Here is a 15,248-nt window from a genome sequence, read left to right on the forward strand (position 1 = left end):
CCGACCAGCGCACCGGTACCGCATTTCCGGCGGATTTCTTCTCGCTGACGGCGGAGTTGTAGCGTCAGGCGGTGCCGATCGGGGTCGGCACGCTACCGAACAGGTCCTGCCACGTGGCGCGCAGGGCCTCGTCGACGTCGCCCAGGCTCACCTTGTGGCCCAGCGCATGCAGGCTGGTCACGCCGTGTTCGCGAATCCCGCAGGGGACGATGCCGCCGAAATCGTCCAGGTTCGGCGCCACGTTCAGCGCCACGCCGTGCCAGCAGGTCCAGCGCGAAACCCGCACCCCCAGGGCCGCGATCTTGTTTTCCGCCCCGGTGCGCGCATCCACGACCCACACGCCGATCCGGTCCGCGCGGCGTTCGCCTGTCACGTCGAAGCGGCGCAGGGTACGGATCAGCCATTCTTCCAGCGTATGGACATAGGCCCGCAGGTCCCGGGCCGGCACCACGCCGTGCGGGGCGGTCAGGTCCAGCATCACGTAGGCCACCCGCTGTCCCGGCCCGTGATAGGTCCATTGCCCGCCGCGGCCCGCCGCATAGGTCGGGAAATGATGCGGATTGAACAAATCCTCGTCCCGGGCGGAGGTTCCGGCGGTGAAGGTGGGGGGGTGTTCCAGCAGCCAGACCCGTTCCGGGGCGCTGCCGTCGCGGATTCCCGCCACCTGATGCTCCATCCCGGCGATCGCGTCGGGATAGGGAACCAGGCCGGGGCTGGAATTCCAGAGAATCGTCTTTTCGGTCATTGCCCGTCGATCATGCATCGTTTATACGGCCTCCGTCGCACGGTATCGCTCAGGCGATGTCCGATGTCACGGTGCGGTCGTGGCGGAATGGTAGACGCGCAAGCTTGAGGTGCTTGTGGGGGCAACCCCGTGGAAGTTCGAGTCTTCTCGACCGCACCAGACATCCGGTTCTGCCGGCCCTGATTCCCCCGGAAAAGCAAATATGGATCGCTGCGCCACAGGTTCCAGCGTGCGCGCGGATCTTAAAATTTTTTCCGATTCTGGAAACGTTGTGCCGCGTGTCATCGTTGGATTGTTGACGGTGACCGGTCAGGAAAACGGCCGAAGGCGCTGCTTTGCCTCATATATGTCATTTTTCTTGCGTAATTGACGGCAGGACGCATTTCAAACGCGACCGTTTCACCGGATATTGCCTCCTTGCCGCAGCAAACGGCGGAAACGTTTGAATGTTCTGAGTCATAACGTGGATAGAAGGTGACGCTTGTGATCAAACCCTTGCGAAAAGCCGTACTTCCTGTTGCCGGCCTTGGTACGCGCTTTCTTCCTGCGACCAAGGCGATGCCGAAGGAAATGCTGCCCGTCGTCGACAGACCGCTGATCCAGTATGCGATCGATGAGGCCCGCGCGGCCGGAATCGAGGAATTCTGCCTGATCACCGGTCGCGGCAAGGATTCGCTGATCGATTATTTCGACGTCGCCTTCGAACTGGAGACGACGCTGCGCGAGCGCAACAAGCTGGACGCGCTGGAAGCCCTGGGCCCCACCAGCATCGAGGCCGGGGCGTTGAGCGCCGTCCGCCAGCAGGAACCGCTGGGCCTGGGCCATGCGATCTGGTGCGCGCGCAGCTTCATCGGTGACGATCCCTTCGCCATCCTGCTGCCCGACGACGTGGTCAAGAGTGACGTGCCGTGCCTGAAGCAACTGGTCGACGTCTATAACCAGACCGGCGGCAATGTGCTGGCGGTAACCGAGGTCCCGCGCGAACACACCAATCGCTACGGCATCCTGAAGACCGGCGAGGATGACGGGCGCCTGGTCGAGGTCAAGGGACTGGTCGAAAAACCGAAGCCCGAGGATGCGCCGTCCAACCTGTCGATCATCGGGCGCTATATCCTGACGGCAGACGTCATGCCGCACCTGTCGAAGCTGGAACGCGGCGCGGGCGGCGAGGTCCAGTTGACCGACGCCATGGCCAAGGTCATCGGTCATGCGCCGTTCCATGGCCTGCGCTACGAGGGCCGCCGCTTCGATTGCGGCAACAAGGTCGGCTACCTGGAGGCGCAGATCGCCTTTTCGATCGACCGTCCGGACCTGGGTGACGCGGTGCGCGCGTTCCTGAAAAACTATACCGGCTGAGGTCCGTGTCGTTCACGCATCGTTTTGATCCCACGACCCTGCGCGAATATGACATTCGCGGAATCGTGGGCAGGACGGTGTGCCCCGAGGACGCATTTGCGATCGGCCGGACATTCGGCAGCATCGTCGCCCGCTCGGGCGGCCGGACCGTCGCGGTCGGCTATGACGGCCGCCTGTCCTCGCCGATGCTGGAGGAAGCGTTGGTTCGCGGCGCCGCGGCCTCGGGTCTCGAAATCCTGCGGGTGGGGCGCGGCCCGACGCCCATGCTCTATTTCGCCGCCGTCACGCTGGAGACGGACGGTGCGATCATGGTCACGGGCAGCCATAATCCGCCCGACTATAACGGCTTCAAGATGATGCTGTCGGGCAGCCCGTTCTTCGGCGCGCAGATCGCGGAACTGGGCGATCTCGCGGCCCGGGGCGATGTCGTGGCGGCTTCGGCCGGCACGGTGCGCGATGTCGATGTCGGCCGGGCATATGTCGCGCGGCTGATGGCGGATTGGGACGGCGGCGGGCGTCGGCTGAAAATCGTCTGGGACAACGGCAACGGCGCCGCCGGCGACATCCTGGCCGACCTGCTGGCCAGGCTGCCGGGCGACCATGTGCTGCTGAACGGCGCCGTCGATGGCACGTTTCCCGACCATCATCCCGATCCGACGGTGCCGCGGAATCTGGAACACCTGATCGCCACGGTGCGCGAGACCGGGGCCGATATCGGCATCGCCTTCGACGGCGATGCTGACCGGATCGGCGTTGTCGACGACACTGGTGAGATCGTGTGGGCCGACCAACTCCTGGTCATCCTGGCGCGCGACATGCTGCGTCATCATCCGGGCGCCACGATCATCGCCGACGTCAAGGCCAGCCAGACCCTGTTCGACGAAATCACCCGGGCCGGCGGCACACCGCTGATGTGGCGCACCGGCCATTCGCTGATCAAGTCCAAGATGGCGGAGACCGGGTCTCCGCTGGGCGGCGAAATGTCGGGTCACGTCTTTTTCGCCGATCGCTGGTACGGCTTCGACGATGCGCTGTATGCCGCGATCCGGCTTCTGGGCCTCGTGGCCCATATGGACACAAGGCTCTCGGCGGTGCGGGCCGCGCTGCCGGTGACGATCTCGACGCGCGAAACGCGGTTCGACTGCGCCGACACCCGCAAATTCACGGTGATCGAGGACATCGCCGCGCGCCTGAAGGTCGATGGCAGCGCTGTCTCGATGATCGACGGCGTCCGGGTGACTACCCCGGATGGCTGGTGGCTGCTGCGGGCCTCCAACACCCAGCCGGCGCTCGTCGCACGCGCCGAAGGCAACACCCATGCCGGGCTGGACCGCCTGAAGGCCGCGCTGGTCGCGCAACTTGAACGATCCGGCGTCGCGGCACCCGATTTTTCCGGAGACGATGCCGGGCATTGATCGGGCAGGGGCCGGAGACTATTGGGGCTTTGAACATTCGGGCGTGGCTTGGTATCCTGCCGCGCCGTAGAGGTCCGCAGGACAGATGCCGGTCATTCCACCTTTCCGTTCGTTTCTCGAGCCGGGGCAGTTCGTGGTCCATCCCGACCATCCGGAATGGGGACGGGGCCAGGTGCAGTCGGCCGTTGCCCATCGGGTGACGGTCAATTTCGAACATCAGGGCAAGATCCTGATCGATGCCTCGGTCATCATGCTGACCGTCATTTCCTGAAGGCCGGATCATGGGTAAGCCTTTCGTCGATTCCTTCGGCCGGACAGTCTCTTATTTGCGGATCTCGGTAACGGACCGCTGCGACATGCGATGCGTCTATTGCATGTCGGAGGCCATGTCCTTCCTGCCCAAGGCCGAAATCCTGTCCTTCGAGGAGATGGAGCGACTCTGCGCCGCCTTCATCCGCAACGGCGTGACGCGCATCCGCGTCACGGGCGGGGAGCCGCTGGTTCGCCGGGATATCGACGGGTTCTTCGCGGCCCTGGGGACGTGGCTGCATCGGACGGATGGCGACGGCCATCTGGACGAACTGACATTGACCACCAACGGATCGCATCTGGCGACCCACGCCGACGCCCTGGCCCGCGCGGGGGTACGACGTGTGAATATCAGCCTGGACTCTCTTGATTCTAAACGATTTCAGCGTATCACCCGGCGGGGTCGGCTGGAGCAGACCCTGGAAGGAATCCGCGCGGCACGGGCGGCCGGGCTGGCCATTCGCATCAATACCGTCGCGATGGCCGGCGTGAATGACGACGAATTCGACACGCTGCTGGCGTGGTGTGGGGAAATCGGCGCCGATCTCTGCCTGATCGAAACCATGCCGATGGGGGACACGGGCGAGGACCGGTCCGACCGTTACCTGCCGCTGTCCACCGTCCGCGCGGACCTGGCGCGGCGCTGGACGCTGGAACCGCTGACGGTCCGGACGGGCGGGCCGGCGCGCTACCTGCGGGTGGGCGAGACCGGGTGCAAGCTCGGCCTGATCACGCCGATGACCCATAATTTCTGCGAAAGCTGCAACCGGGTGCGGCTGTCCTGCACCGGCCAGCTTTATACCTGCCTGGGGCATGAAGGGGCCACCGACCTGCGCCAGCCGCTCCGCGAGGGCGCCACCGATCCCGACCTGCTGCGCCTGGTCCAGGCGGCCATCCAGCGCAAGCCGAAAGGGCATGACTTCCTGATCGGGCGCCACGCAGACGACCCCGCCGCCATCCGCAGGCACATGAGCGTCACCGGCGGGTAAAATAGACAGACAATATTGTATAATCAGTCTGTTATTATATTTTCTTGATCGCATCTTCCAACGACACGGTGAACTGGCCGGGGCGTAGCGGCTGGGGCTGGCTGGCATCGGGCGACCAGCCAGTCATGATGGCCAGGCGCAGCGGCACGGACAGCGGATCGTCTCCGGCGGCGGATGCCAGGGCGGCGAAGGCGGCGGGAAACAGGTCCGGCTGGGTGAATTGCCGGCTGCGTAGCACCAGCGCGTTGGTCTCGCCCGCCGCGCGCAGGTCCTGCAGCAGGCGGAAGGGCGAGCGATAGGCCAGCGTCACCGTTTCGGCGTCGGCCACCGGCAGGGCGAACCCCGCGCGTTGCAGCAGCGCCGCGCAGTCACGCAGGTCCGGAAAGGGCGAGACACGCGGCGTCGCCCCGCCTGTCAGGGCCGCTTCCGCCTCGGTCAGCGCGCGGCGCAGGTCGGACAGGCTGGGCAGGACCGGCAGGCTGGCCAGGAACAGTCCATCCGGCTTCAGCGCGTGACGGATCTGCGCCAGCGCGCCGGGCAGGTCGTTGACCCAATGCAGCGACAGGTTGGCGACGACGAGGTCGAACGAACCCGGACCGAAGGGCAGCCATTCCTCGTCCGCGCACAGGACCGTTCCGCCGTTGATCCGCGCCATGCGCGGCGACAGATCGCAGGAGACGACGCTGCCGATGCCCCGGGCGCGCAGGCGCGGGGCCACCACGCCGCGCCCCCCGATATCCAGCGCGGCGGTGAAGCGATAGGTCGTGTCGTCCAGCCGGTCCAGCAGCCGGTCCGCGACCTCCTCCAGGACGGGGGCGATCTCATGCACCATCGGGGCGGCGCGATCGCGGTGCCGACGCACCGCGCGCCGGTCGAAAATCAGGGGATCATTCATGGACGGCATGTGCTCTTCCGGATGGAGGATGCCAATGGCACCTTTGCGTGATGGATGGGGCGATACGCACGACAACGATGACCGGACCGGGGGGCATGGCGCGCCGCCTGGGGTCGCTTCTGCTGGATGGTCTTCTGCCACCCGACTGCCCCCTGTGTCACCAGCCGGTCGAGCGGGCGGGCCTGCTGTGTCCGGACTGCTTCCGGCATATGCGCTTCATTTCCGAACCCTGCTGCGATGCGTGCGGCGAACCCTTTGCCGGCGCGGGGTTCGCCGGGTCGGTCCTGGGTGGGGCGGGGCGCATCTGCGCATCCTGCGCGGACCGGCGGCCGCCGTGGCGGGCCGGGCGGGCGGCGCTGGTCTATGACGAATGGTCGCGTGCGCTGATCCTGCGCCTGAAATATGCCGACCGGACCGAGCTTGCGCCCCTGCTTGGCCGCCACATGGCGCGGATCGGCCAGGGGATGCTGGGCCAGGCGGACCTGCTGGTGCCCGTGCCGCTGCACCGTCGCCGGCTGTTTCGCCGCCGCTACAACCAGGCCGCCCTCCTGGCGCGGGCGGTGGGGCGGACCGTGGGGCTGCGGACCCTGCCCGATGCGCTGATCCGTCCGCAGGCGACGCCGCCGCTGGCGCGGCTGGGCCCGGCCTCGCGTCGCGATATCCTGCATGGCGCGATCGCGGTCCGCCCGTCGCGGCGGGCCGCGATCGCGAACCGGCGAATCGTCCTGGTAGACGATGTCATGACCACGGGGGCGACGACGGGCGAATGCGCGCGGGTCCTTCTTGCCGCCGGGGCGGCATCGGTGGACGTGCTGGTGGCGGCCCGCGCGCCCGATCCCGGCCGCGATCCGTCCCAGGATACGGGGCAGCACCCGTAACGGTATGTTGCCCCGGCATAAATGCGCTATGCTTGATAACAGGCCGCTATTCGAGGATCAGGATGCCCAGGATCGAGATCTATACCCAGCCGGGATGCCCCTATTGCGTCCGCGCACTCCGCCTGCTGGAGCAGAAGGGCACGGCTTTTACCGAAATCCGCGCCCTGCACGGCACGGCCGAACGCGCGGAGGCGCGGGAGCGTTCCGGTGGCCGGACAACCGTGCCGCAGATCTTCATCGACGGGCGGCATATCGGCGGCTGTGACGACATCATGGCGCTGGACCGTGCCGGCAAGCTGGACCCGCTGCTGCATGCGGCGTGATCGCCAGCATCCGGTCCAGACCAGGGGGCGCCGGTGATCCGCTATCTGCTGCGTTGCGATGCGGGGCATGAGTTCGATGGCTGGTTCCCCGGCAGCGCCGCGTTTGACGATCAGGTGCGACGTGATCTCCTGTCCTGTCCGCAATGCGGCACGACCGATGTCGGCCGCGCGCTGATGGCCCCGGCGGTCCGCACCCGCCCGGCCCGGCCGCCTGTGACGCAGCCGGCAGGGCAGCAGGTCGTGAGGGAACAGCCGGCGGCGGCCCCGGCGGCCCATATGCCGGCGGGCCCGCCACCTTCGGTGCAGGGGGCGGGCGTGCCGGCCGCGCTGACGGCGGCGTTGCAGACGCTTCGCCGGCACGTCGAACAACAATGTGAAGACGTGGGTGATCGTTTCGCCGAGGAAGCGTTGAAGATCCATCATGGCGAGGCGGAGGAACGCGGCATCTACGGCCACGCATCGGACGAGGATTATCACCGCCTGACCGACGAGGGCGTCGAAATCGTGACGATACCGTGGGTCAGGCGCGCCGACAGTTGATCGGCCGGAATGGTTGGGGGGACGGTCCGCACAGGGACCGGAAAACATGAAACGCATGCACGACAGAACAGACAGGCCGGCCGCCTTCGTCCCTTCGGGAACGGGGCATCGCCACAACGCGGCACGATGGGTGTCCGCGCTGGCCTGCCTTACTCTTCTGGCCGGGATCGCGGCAGCCCCGGCCCGTGCCGACGCCGGTCCGGATGCGGATGCCGGCACCGGAACGTTGTCTGTCCTGGGCATGTGGGAGACCAGGGAACATGATGGCGTCTTCAGGATCGCATCCTGCGGCGGGCAGCTCTGCGGTCACCTGGTGGGCATGCGCTATACGGGCGAGGTTCCGAAGGCCAGGGATGGCGGGTCCGAATGCGGCCTGCTGATGCTGACCGGTTTCACGCCGGATTCCGACGAGCCGGGGCGGTGGAATGGCCATATCCTCGATCCCGACACGAACAAGGTCTATCACGCCCAGATCTGGTCCCCGCGTGACGGCGTCCTGAAACTTCGCGGCTATGTCGGCATTCCGCTGTTTGGCGAGACACATACCTGGACCCGCTATACCGGCACGATCGGCCAGCGCTGCCAGATGCCGTGATGCGTAATCGCTGCCCGACACGATAAACAACGAGGCACAGCAAGAATGACGATGCCCTTTTCGCGACGCAATCTGCTCCTGGCGCTGGCGGCTTCCGGTACCGCCCCGCTGGCCAGTTCCCTGACCGGCCCGCGACCGGCGCGCGCCGCGATCCCGGCCATGTCGCGGACGCTGTGCTATATCGGCGGATACAACAAGCACGCGCCTCCGGGCGGGGCCGGGAACGGGCAGGGCATCGCAATTTTCGAAATGAACCGCGTGACGGGCGGGCTCATTCCCGTCAGCACGTTCATGGACATCGCCAGCCCGTCCTTCATCACGATGTCGGCCGATAGCCGTTTCCTGTACGCGCTCAGCGAAATCGACGATTTCAACGCCGATCACGACGGCAGCGTCACCGCCTTTTCCGTGGACCGGACGTCCGGCGAACTGAACCGGCTGAACGTCGTCTCGTCCGGCGGTGCCGTGCCGGCGCATCTCAGCGTCCATCGGGCCGGGCATCATGTCCTGGTCGCCAACTATGTCGGCGGCAGTGTCGGCGTCCTGCCCATCCGCCCCGATGGCAGCCTGGGTGAACCCACCGACGTCGTGCACAATACGGGGCCGCATATGCCCGAACGCGCCGAGGACAATCCGCCCGGCAATTTCGCGATCAGCGACCATTCCGGTTCGCACGTGCATATGGTCGCCAGCGATCCGTCGGGCCGCTTCGTCGTGGCCTGCGATGCGGGGCTGGACCGCGTCTATGTCTGGACGCTGGATCTGGCGAGCGGCAAGCTGCGGCCCGCCGCCACGCCGTTCATCAACCTGATCCCGGGCTCCGCCCCCCGCCATTTCGCGTTCAGCAAGGACGGACGGACGATCTATATCCTGTGCGAACAGGATTCGAAGGTCGTCGTCGCATCGTTCGATCCGCGCACCGGCGCGCTGGTCCCACAGCAGAAGGTCAGCACCGTGACCTCCTATTTCCAGGGCAGCACGCTGGCGGCGGAAATCCTGATCTCGCCGAACGGGCGGTATGTCTATGCCTCGAACCGGCTGGGCGATTCGCTGGCGATCTTCCGGGTCGGCCCCGACGGATCGCTGACCCTGATCGACGAGGTCTGGATGCATGCCGACTACGGACGGGCGATGGTATTCGACCCCTCGGGCACGTTCCTGTATTGCGCCAACCAGCGCAGCGATTCGGTGACGTCCTTCCGCGTCAACCCCGAGACCGGCGCGCTGGATTTCAACTGGCACTTCACCGCGATCGGCAGCCCGACCACGTTTGCCTTTCTCCAGATCTGAATCTCGGTCCGCAAACGCGCGCTGGTGGCGATCCGACGCGCGTCTGCTGCGCTCCACTGCGTTCCGCTCCCGCTCACTAGCCCACGTTTCCGAACCGAAACTGAATTATGGCGGCTGGTCAGCGCAGTTAAGGAGCGGACAGGCTGGCGATGTAGTTGACGCCCAGGTCATGGCTTTCGCGCCAGCCGCCCAGGGCGGGGACCATTCCCGCGATGTCGGACACGCGCAATCCGGCCTGGCTGGCGAAGGCGCCCAGTTCCGCGGGCGTGATGAACTTGCGCCATTCATGCGTGCCGGCCGGCAGCAGGCGCAGGATGTATTCCGCCCCGATCTTCGCCGTCGCCAGCGACCGCAGGGTGCGGTTCAGGGTCGAGACGATGATGACCCCGCCCGGCGCCACCATGTCGGCCAGCACGCGCAGGAACGCGGCGGGATCGGTCACGTGCTCGATCACTTCCAGTGCCGTGATGGCCGCGAATCGCGCCCCTTCGGCCTGGAGTTCCTCGGCGCTGCCGACGCGATAGGCCAGGGACCCGCCATCGGGGGGCAGGGGATGATCCGCCAGGTGCGCGCGCGCGGCGGCGATGGCGGCGTCCGAGGCATCCAGCCCGGTCACGTCATAGCCCATCCGGGCCAGGCCCTCGCTGGCCAGGCCCGCGCCGCAGCCGATATCCAGCAGGCGGGTGGCAGGCTCGCCGGGGGTGCCGGGGGCGGGCAGGTGGCGCCGGGCCCAGTCCAGGCGCAGGCCGTTCATGGCGTGCAGCGGCCGCATCGGCCCGGAAGGGTCCCACCAGCGGTCCGCCAGGGCACTGAATCGCGCGATCTCGTCCGGCGCGACGGAATGCCCGGCTGGATGGGCCGCCCGAGAAGACGAATCGTTTACATTCATGGCTTCACCACCTTTCCGCTGACCATCTGCCGCTGGACGGCGCAGCGGTGGAAGGGTATGTGACGCGCCTTGCAGATAACCGCAATGCCCCGTCCGGCGCCCCAGCGCGCCCGGCGGGCTGGAACGGCCGCCGCGCCGAACTGGAGAGCCCTGTCCATGCCTCGTACCGTCCCGCGGATCGTCATGAAATTCGGTGGCACGTCTGTGGCCGACCTGGACCGAATTCGCGCGGTGGCGGAAAAAGTGCACAAGCAGGTTGCCGCGGGATGCGAGGTCGCGGTCGTCGTCTCGGCCATGTCGGGGGTGACCAACCGCCTGGTGGGATACTGCCAGTCCCTGTCGCCGCTGCATGACGCGAAGGAATATGACGCCGTCGTCGCAACGGGCGAGCAGGTGACCAGCGGCCTGCTGGCCATCGCGCTGCAGACTCTGGGGCTGGAGGCGCGGTCGTGGCTGGGGTGGCAGATTCCGCTGCGTACCGACGGCGCGCACGGCAAGGCGCGGATCGACTCGATCGACGGCGAGGCCCTGATCACGCGGATGCGGGCCGGACAGGTTCCGGTCATCGCCGGCTTCCAGGGCGTGGACCCCGACGGGCGGATCACGACCCTGGGGCGGGGCGGTTCGGACACGTCCGCCGTGGCACTGGCGGCGGCGCTGCAGGCCGACCGGTGCGATATCTATACCGACGTCGACGGAATCTACACGACCGACCCGCGAATTGTTGCGAGGGCGCGGAAGCTGGATAAGATCACGTACGAGGAGATGCTGGAACTGGCGTCGGTCGGGGCCAAGGTGCTCCAGACCCGCAGCGTCGAACTGGCGATGAAGGAGCGGGTGCGCGTACAGGTGCTGTCGAGCTTCAGCGACGGCCCCGCCCCGTCGGAAGACAACCTGCCCGGTTCATTAGTGGTGGATGAGGACGAGATCGTGGAAAAGGAACTGGTCGCCGGCATTGCCTATTCGCGCGACGAAGCGAAGCTGTCCGTCAGGCGCATTCCCGACCGTCCGGGCATCGCGGCGGCGATCTTCGGCCCGCTGACGGCCGCGAACGTGAATGTGGACATGATCGTGCAGAGCACGGGGGCCGACGGCCTGACCAACATGACGTTCACCACCGGCAAGACCGACCTGGCCCGCGCCATCCAGGCGCTGGAGGCCGCGCGGGACGTCATCCAGTATGGTGAAATGGCGACCGACGACGACGTGGTGAAGATCAGCGTGGTGGGCGTGGGCATGCGCTCGCACGCGGGGGTGGCCAACACGATGTTCCGCACCCTGTCGGACCGCAACATCAATATCCAGGTCATCTCGACCAGCGAAATCAAGGTATCGGTGCTGATCGCGGCGGAATATACCGAACTGGCGGTCCGGGCGCTGCACACCGCCTACGGCCTGGATGCGGCCTGAACCGATGGACACCCTCGCCATGCCCCTGTCGGATGACGCAATGTTTCGGACCGCCGCGCGCGCGCGGCTGGACCGCCTGTGGTCCGCCGGCACGGCCTTCCTGGGCAGCGAGGTCGCGATCCTGGGCGGCGCCATGTCCTGGGTCAGCGAGCGCCATCTGGTATCGGCCATTTCCAACGCCGGCGGCTTCGGCGTGCTGGCCTGCGGCGCCATGGAACCCGACCGGCTGGCCGAGGAAATCGCCGCCACCCAGGCGCTGACCAGCCGCCCCTTCGGCGTCAACCTGATCACCATGCACCCACGCCTGGACGACCTGATCCAGGTCTGCCTTTCGGCCGGGGTCACGCATGTCGTGCTGGCCGGCGGCATTCCGCCGGGGCCGGCCATCCGCGCGATCAAGGATGGCGGGGCGCGGGTCGTGGCGTTCGCGCCGGCCCTGGTGCTGGCCAAGCGGCTGGTGCGCATGGGCGTCGATGCCCTGGTGATCGAGGGCGCGGAGGCCGGCGGGCATGTCGGCCCGGTCTCGCTGACCGTCCTGGCGCAGGAAGTGCTGCCCCATATCCGCTCGGTTCCCGTCTTCGTCGCGGGCGGGCTGGGACGGGGCGAGGCCATCCTGTCCTATCTGGAGCAGGGGGCGGCCGGCGCGCAGCTCGGCACCCGCTTCGCCGCGTCGGCCGAAAGCATTGCCCACGAACGGTTCAAGGCCGCGTTCGTCCGCGCCAACGCCCGCGACGCCGTGACGTCGGTCCAGCTTGACGAACGCTTCCCCGTCATTCCGGTGCGTGGCCTGTCGAACGAGGGCGGACGCGCCTTCCTGCGCCATCAGGCGGAAACGATCCGCCGCTACCTGGACGGCGAACTGACGCGTGAGGCCGCGCAACTGGATATCGAGCATTTCTGGGCCGGGTCGCTGCGCCGGGCGGTGATCGAGGGCGACGTGGAACAGGGTTCGGTCATGGCCGGCCAGTCGGTCGGCATGATCTCCTCCGTCCAGCCGGTCGCGGCCATCATCGCCGAACTGGTCGAACAGGCGGTCGATGCGCTGGTTCGGCGCGACATGCCGGCGGGGGATGCGTGAACGACACCAGCGCCCGCAATCCGGCCGCCGACCCCAGGGGGGCAGGCGCCCCGAACGGTGTGGGGCCGACCCTGCGCGCCCGCCGTGAACAGTTGGGGTGGGCGCTGCCGGACGTGGCCACCTGGCTGCGCATCCGCCTGTCCTACCTGGAAGCGATGGAGGACGGACGCGTCAAGGACCTGCCGGGGAATGTCTATACGGTGGGGTTCCTGCGCACCTATGCCCAGGCGCTGGGGCTGGACGCGGAATCCCTCGTCGCCCGGTTCAAGGCCGAGGCGCGGGACAATATCGATTACAAGCCCGAACTGTCCTTTCCCGCGCCGGTGCCCGGCAGCGCCGTGCCGGCCGGTGTCATGGCCCTGCTGGGCGGGGTGGTCATCATTGCCGCCTATGTCGGCTGGTACCGCATGACCGGCGTGCAGTCCGTCCCGCCCCAGCAGGTGCCCTCGGTGTACTCGGCCATTCCCGGCATGACGCGGCAGGCCCCGACCTCGCCCCAGGTGGCATCGGTCCTGCCGTCGGGGCGGCCCATCGGCCCGCCGCAGCCTCTGTCCAATGCCGAAAGATCCGCCATCACGGACGGCGACGTGCCCGCGCCGGCGCCGCTGGCGGCACCAACGCCGGCCGTACCGCCCCAAGGTACCACGCCCCAGGGTGCAGTGACCCAGGGTACAGTGACCCAAGGCACCCTGGCCCAGGGGAATGGAACCCCGGGCGTAGGGGACGCTGCCGTGCCGCCACCGGCCGGTCCGTCACAGTCCGCTATGCAGCCTGTGCCCCAGCCCGCGCCGGTTGCCGCCGCGCCGCCGACCGCCCCGGCGGGCCAGATGATGCTGACGGCCTCAGCCCAGACGTGGGTGCAGGTCAGGGTTGCGGGCGGGCCGGTCATCTATGATCATATCCTGCAGCCCGGTGAAAGCTGGTCCGTCCCCCCGGACAGGACCAACCTGCTGCTGACGGTCGGCAACGCCGGCGGCCTGGTGCTGAGCGCCGACGGGGTGACGACGCAGCCGCTGGGCCGCAACGGCGCGGTCGTGCGCAATCTTTCGCTGACGCCCGACGCCATTCGCAGCGGCAGCATCGTGACGGCGGCATCGACGCCCGCGCCCCATGCGGCACGACCCCATGGCAGCGGGGCGGGGGCGGCCATGCCGGCATCCGCCCCGGCCGTGCCGCAGGCGACCCCGCCGTCACCGACGATCGCCCATTGACCTTGTGCGCCGGATGCTGCGCCCTGGCAGGGCCGGCTCTGGCCAAACTTGGCGGTTTTTGGCAGGAAGCACCCACGGGAAGGCGGCGCACCGTCGGGCCGTCGGATAGAACCGTGTTACAATTGCCTCATCCGGAGGGCAGATCATGAGCAGCTATCGTCCCTATCAGTCCATCGAGCGCCGCAAGTCGCGGCAGATCCATGTCGGCAAGGTTCCGGTCGGCGGCGACGCACCCATTTCGGTGCAGACCATGACCAATACCCTGACGACGGATGCCGAAGCGACGATCGCGCAGATCCGCAGGGCCGAACTGGCGGGCGTCGATATCGTGCGCGTCTCCTGCCCCGACGAGGAAAGCACCGCCGCGCTGGCCGAGATCGTGCGCGAGGTCAACGTGCCGATCGTTGCCGACATCCATTTCCACTACAAGCGCGCGATCGAGGCCGCCCAGGCCGGCGCGGCCTGCCTGCGCATCAATCCCGGCAATATCGGCAGCGCCGAGCGTGTGCGTGAGGTCGTGAAGGCCGCGCGTGAGCATGGCTGCTCGATCCGCATCGGGGTGAATGCCGGGTCGCTGGAAAAGCACCTGCTGGAAAAATACGGCGAACCCAACCCCGACGCGCTGGTCGAAAGTGCGCTGGAACACGCCAAGATCCTGCAGGATCACGATTTCCATGAATTCAAGATCAGCGTGAAGGCGTCGGACGTCTTCCTGGCCGTGGCCGCCTACCAGCAACTGGCCGAGGTCTGCGACCATCCGCTGCATATCGGCATCACCGAGGCGGGCAGCAAGCGCGCCGGCACGGTCAAGTCCTCGATCGGCCTGGGCAACCTGCTGTGGGCCGGCGTGGGCGATACCATGCGCGTCTCGCTGTCGGCGGACCCCGAGGAAGAGGTCCTGGTGGGCTGGGATATCCTGAAATCCCTGGGCCTGCGCCATCGCGGCGTGAAGATCATTTCCTGCCCCTCATGCGCGCGGCAGGGGTTCAACGTCATCCAGACCGTGCAGACCCTGGAGGAGCGCCTGGCGCACATCCAGACGCCGCTGACGCTGTCCATCATCGGCTGCGTGGTCAACGGCCCCGGCGAGGCGCTGATGACCGATATCGGCGTGACCGGCGGCGGATCGGGCCGCCACATGGTCTACGCCGCCGGCCGTCAGGACCATACCGTTCCGGCCGATTCGATGATCGAGCACATCGTCGAGCTGGTCGAGAAGAAGGCCGAGATCCTCCGTGCCGAGGAAGCGGCCGCCAAGGCCGAGGCCGAAGCGGCGCTGGCCCCCGCGCAATAAGGGTCCCTTCAACGCCCCCGCGGGCCGCCGA

Annotated in this window: 16 protein-coding genes and 1 tRNA gene; 14 read left to right on the forward strand and 3 right to left on the reverse strand. The window is 67.4% G+C overall.

From position 1 onward, the window contains the following. Positions 1-64: 64 nt before the first annotated feature. A complete protein-coding gene (gene lipB, locus GDI_RS09025) occupies positions 65-763 on the reverse strand; it encodes a lipoyl(octanoyl) transferase LipB (protein ID WP_012225500.1) in 699 nt (232 codons plus the stop codon). A gap of 55 nt (positions 764-818) precedes the next feature. Between lipB and GDI_RS09030 the strand changes: the two genes are divergently transcribed. From GDI_RS09030 to moaA, 5 genes are all read left to right on the forward strand, one after another. Continuing rightward, positions 819-904, forward strand: a tRNA-Leu gene (locus GDI_RS09030). A gap of 324 nt (positions 905-1,228) precedes the next feature. After that, a complete protein-coding gene (galU, locus tag GDI_RS09035) occupies positions 1,229-2,101 on the forward strand; it encodes a UTP--glucose-1-phosphate uridylyltransferase GalU (protein WP_012552967.1) in 873 nt (290 codons plus the stop codon). 5 nt (positions 2,102-2,106) lie between these two features. Beyond that, positions 2,107-3,516 (forward strand): phosphoglucomutase/phosphomannomutase PgmG, encoded by a 1,410-nt coding sequence (pgmG, locus tag GDI_RS09040; RefSeq protein ID WP_012225504.1) that lies wholly within the window; start codon positions 2,107-2,109, stop codon positions 3,514-3,516. 85 nt (positions 3,517-3,601) lie between these two features. Next, positions 3,602-3,787, forward strand: a complete 186-nt coding sequence (locus GDI_RS09045) for a DUF3553 domain-containing protein (protein ID WP_012225506.1) — start codon at positions 3,602-3,604, stop codon at positions 3,785-3,787. Between the two features lie 10 nt (positions 3,788-3,797). After that, positions 3,798-4,814 (forward strand): GTP 3',8-cyclase MoaA, encoded by a 1,017-nt coding sequence (gene moaA / locus GDI_RS09050; protein ID WP_012225508.1) that lies wholly within the window; start codon positions 3,798-3,800, stop codon positions 4,812-4,814. A gap of 34 nt (positions 4,815-4,848) precedes the next feature. Here moaA and GDI_RS09055 read toward each other — a convergent pair whose 3' ends face one another. Beyond that, the gene (locus tag GDI_RS09055; RefSeq protein ID WP_012225510.1) at positions 4,849-5,718 is read right to left on the reverse strand and encodes a methyltransferase domain-containing protein; all 870 of its coding nucleotides are present in this window, start codon (positions 5,716-5,718) and stop codon (positions 4,849-4,851) included. A 68-nt stretch (positions 5,719-5,786) separates the two neighbouring features. Here GDI_RS09055 and GDI_RS09060 point away from each other — a divergent pair, with 68 nt between their 5' ends. From GDI_RS09060 to GDI_RS09080, 5 genes are all read left to right on the forward strand, one after another. Continuing rightward, complete coding sequence (locus GDI_RS09060; RefSeq protein WP_041249760.1) at positions 5,787-6,587, forward strand: ComF family protein; 801 nt, start codon at positions 5,787-5,789, stop codon at positions 6,585-6,587. A 62-nt stretch (positions 6,588-6,649) separates the two neighbouring features. Beyond that, positions 6,650-6,910, forward strand: a complete 261-nt coding sequence (grxC, locus tag GDI_RS09065) for a glutaredoxin 3 (RefSeq protein ID WP_041249371.1) — start codon at positions 6,650-6,652, stop codon at positions 6,908-6,910. 33 nt (positions 6,911-6,943) lie between these two features. Continuing rightward, complete coding sequence (locus tag GDI_RS09070; RefSeq protein ID WP_012225516.1) at positions 6,944-7,450, forward strand: DUF1178 family protein; 507 nt, start codon at positions 6,944-6,946, stop codon at positions 7,448-7,450. 46 nt (positions 7,451-7,496) lie between these two features. Beyond that, positions 7,497-8,045 (forward strand): DUF2147 domain-containing protein, encoded by a 549-nt coding sequence (locus GDI_RS09075; RefSeq protein WP_012225518.1) that lies wholly within the window; start codon positions 7,497-7,499, stop codon positions 8,043-8,045. A 45-nt stretch (positions 8,046-8,090) separates the two neighbouring features. Next, positions 8,091-9,335, forward strand: coding sequence for a lactonase family protein (locus GDI_RS09080; protein ID WP_012225520.1), 1,245 nt, complete (start codon positions 8,091-8,093; stop codon positions 9,333-9,335). Positions 9,336-9,462: 127 nt separating this feature from the next. On the opposite strand, the gene ubiG is transcribed toward GDI_RS09080, so the two are convergent. Next, on the reverse strand, positions 9,463-10,224 hold the full coding sequence (gene ubiG, locus GDI_RS09085; RefSeq protein WP_012225521.1) for a bifunctional 2-polyprenyl-6-hydroxyphenol methylase/3-demethylubiquinol 3-O-methyltransferase UbiG: 762 nt from the start codon (positions 10,222-10,224) through the stop codon (positions 9,463-9,465). A gap of 156 nt (positions 10,225-10,380) precedes the next feature. Here ubiG and GDI_RS09090 point away from each other — a divergent pair, with 156 nt between their 5' ends. The 4 genes from GDI_RS09090 (at position 10,381) to ispG (ending at position 15,217) form a co-directional block, all read left to right on the forward strand. Continuing rightward, positions 10,381-11,634, forward strand: a complete 1,254-nt coding sequence (locus GDI_RS09090) for an aspartate kinase (RefSeq protein WP_012552974.1) — start codon at positions 10,381-10,383, stop codon at positions 11,632-11,634. 4 nt (positions 11,635-11,638) lie between these two features. Further along, a complete protein-coding gene (locus tag GDI_RS09095; protein WP_012225524.1) occupies positions 11,639-12,712 on the forward strand; it encodes an NAD(P)H-dependent flavin oxidoreductase in 1,074 nt (357 codons plus the stop codon). Further along, entirely contained in the window at positions 12,709-13,923 is a 1,215-nt protein-coding gene (locus tag GDI_RS09100; protein WP_012225526.1) for a helix-turn-helix domain-containing protein, read from the forward strand. The genes GDI_RS09095 and GDI_RS09100 overlap by 4 nt, the downstream gene beginning before the upstream one ends. Positions 13,924-14,068: 145 nt before the next feature. Next, positions 14,069-15,217 (forward strand): flavodoxin-dependent (E)-4-hydroxy-3-methylbut-2-enyl-diphosphate synthase, encoded by a 1,149-nt coding sequence (gene ispG, locus GDI_RS09105; protein WP_012225530.1) that lies wholly within the window; start codon positions 14,069-14,071, stop codon positions 15,215-15,217. Positions 15,218-15,248: the final 31 nt, after the last annotated feature.

It is taken from the genome of Gluconacetobacter diazotrophicus PA1 5, assembly GCF_000067045.1.
GTDB classification, from domain to species: domain Bacteria; phylum Pseudomonadota; class Alphaproteobacteria; order Acetobacterales; family Acetobacteraceae; genus Gluconacetobacter; species Gluconacetobacter diazotrophicus.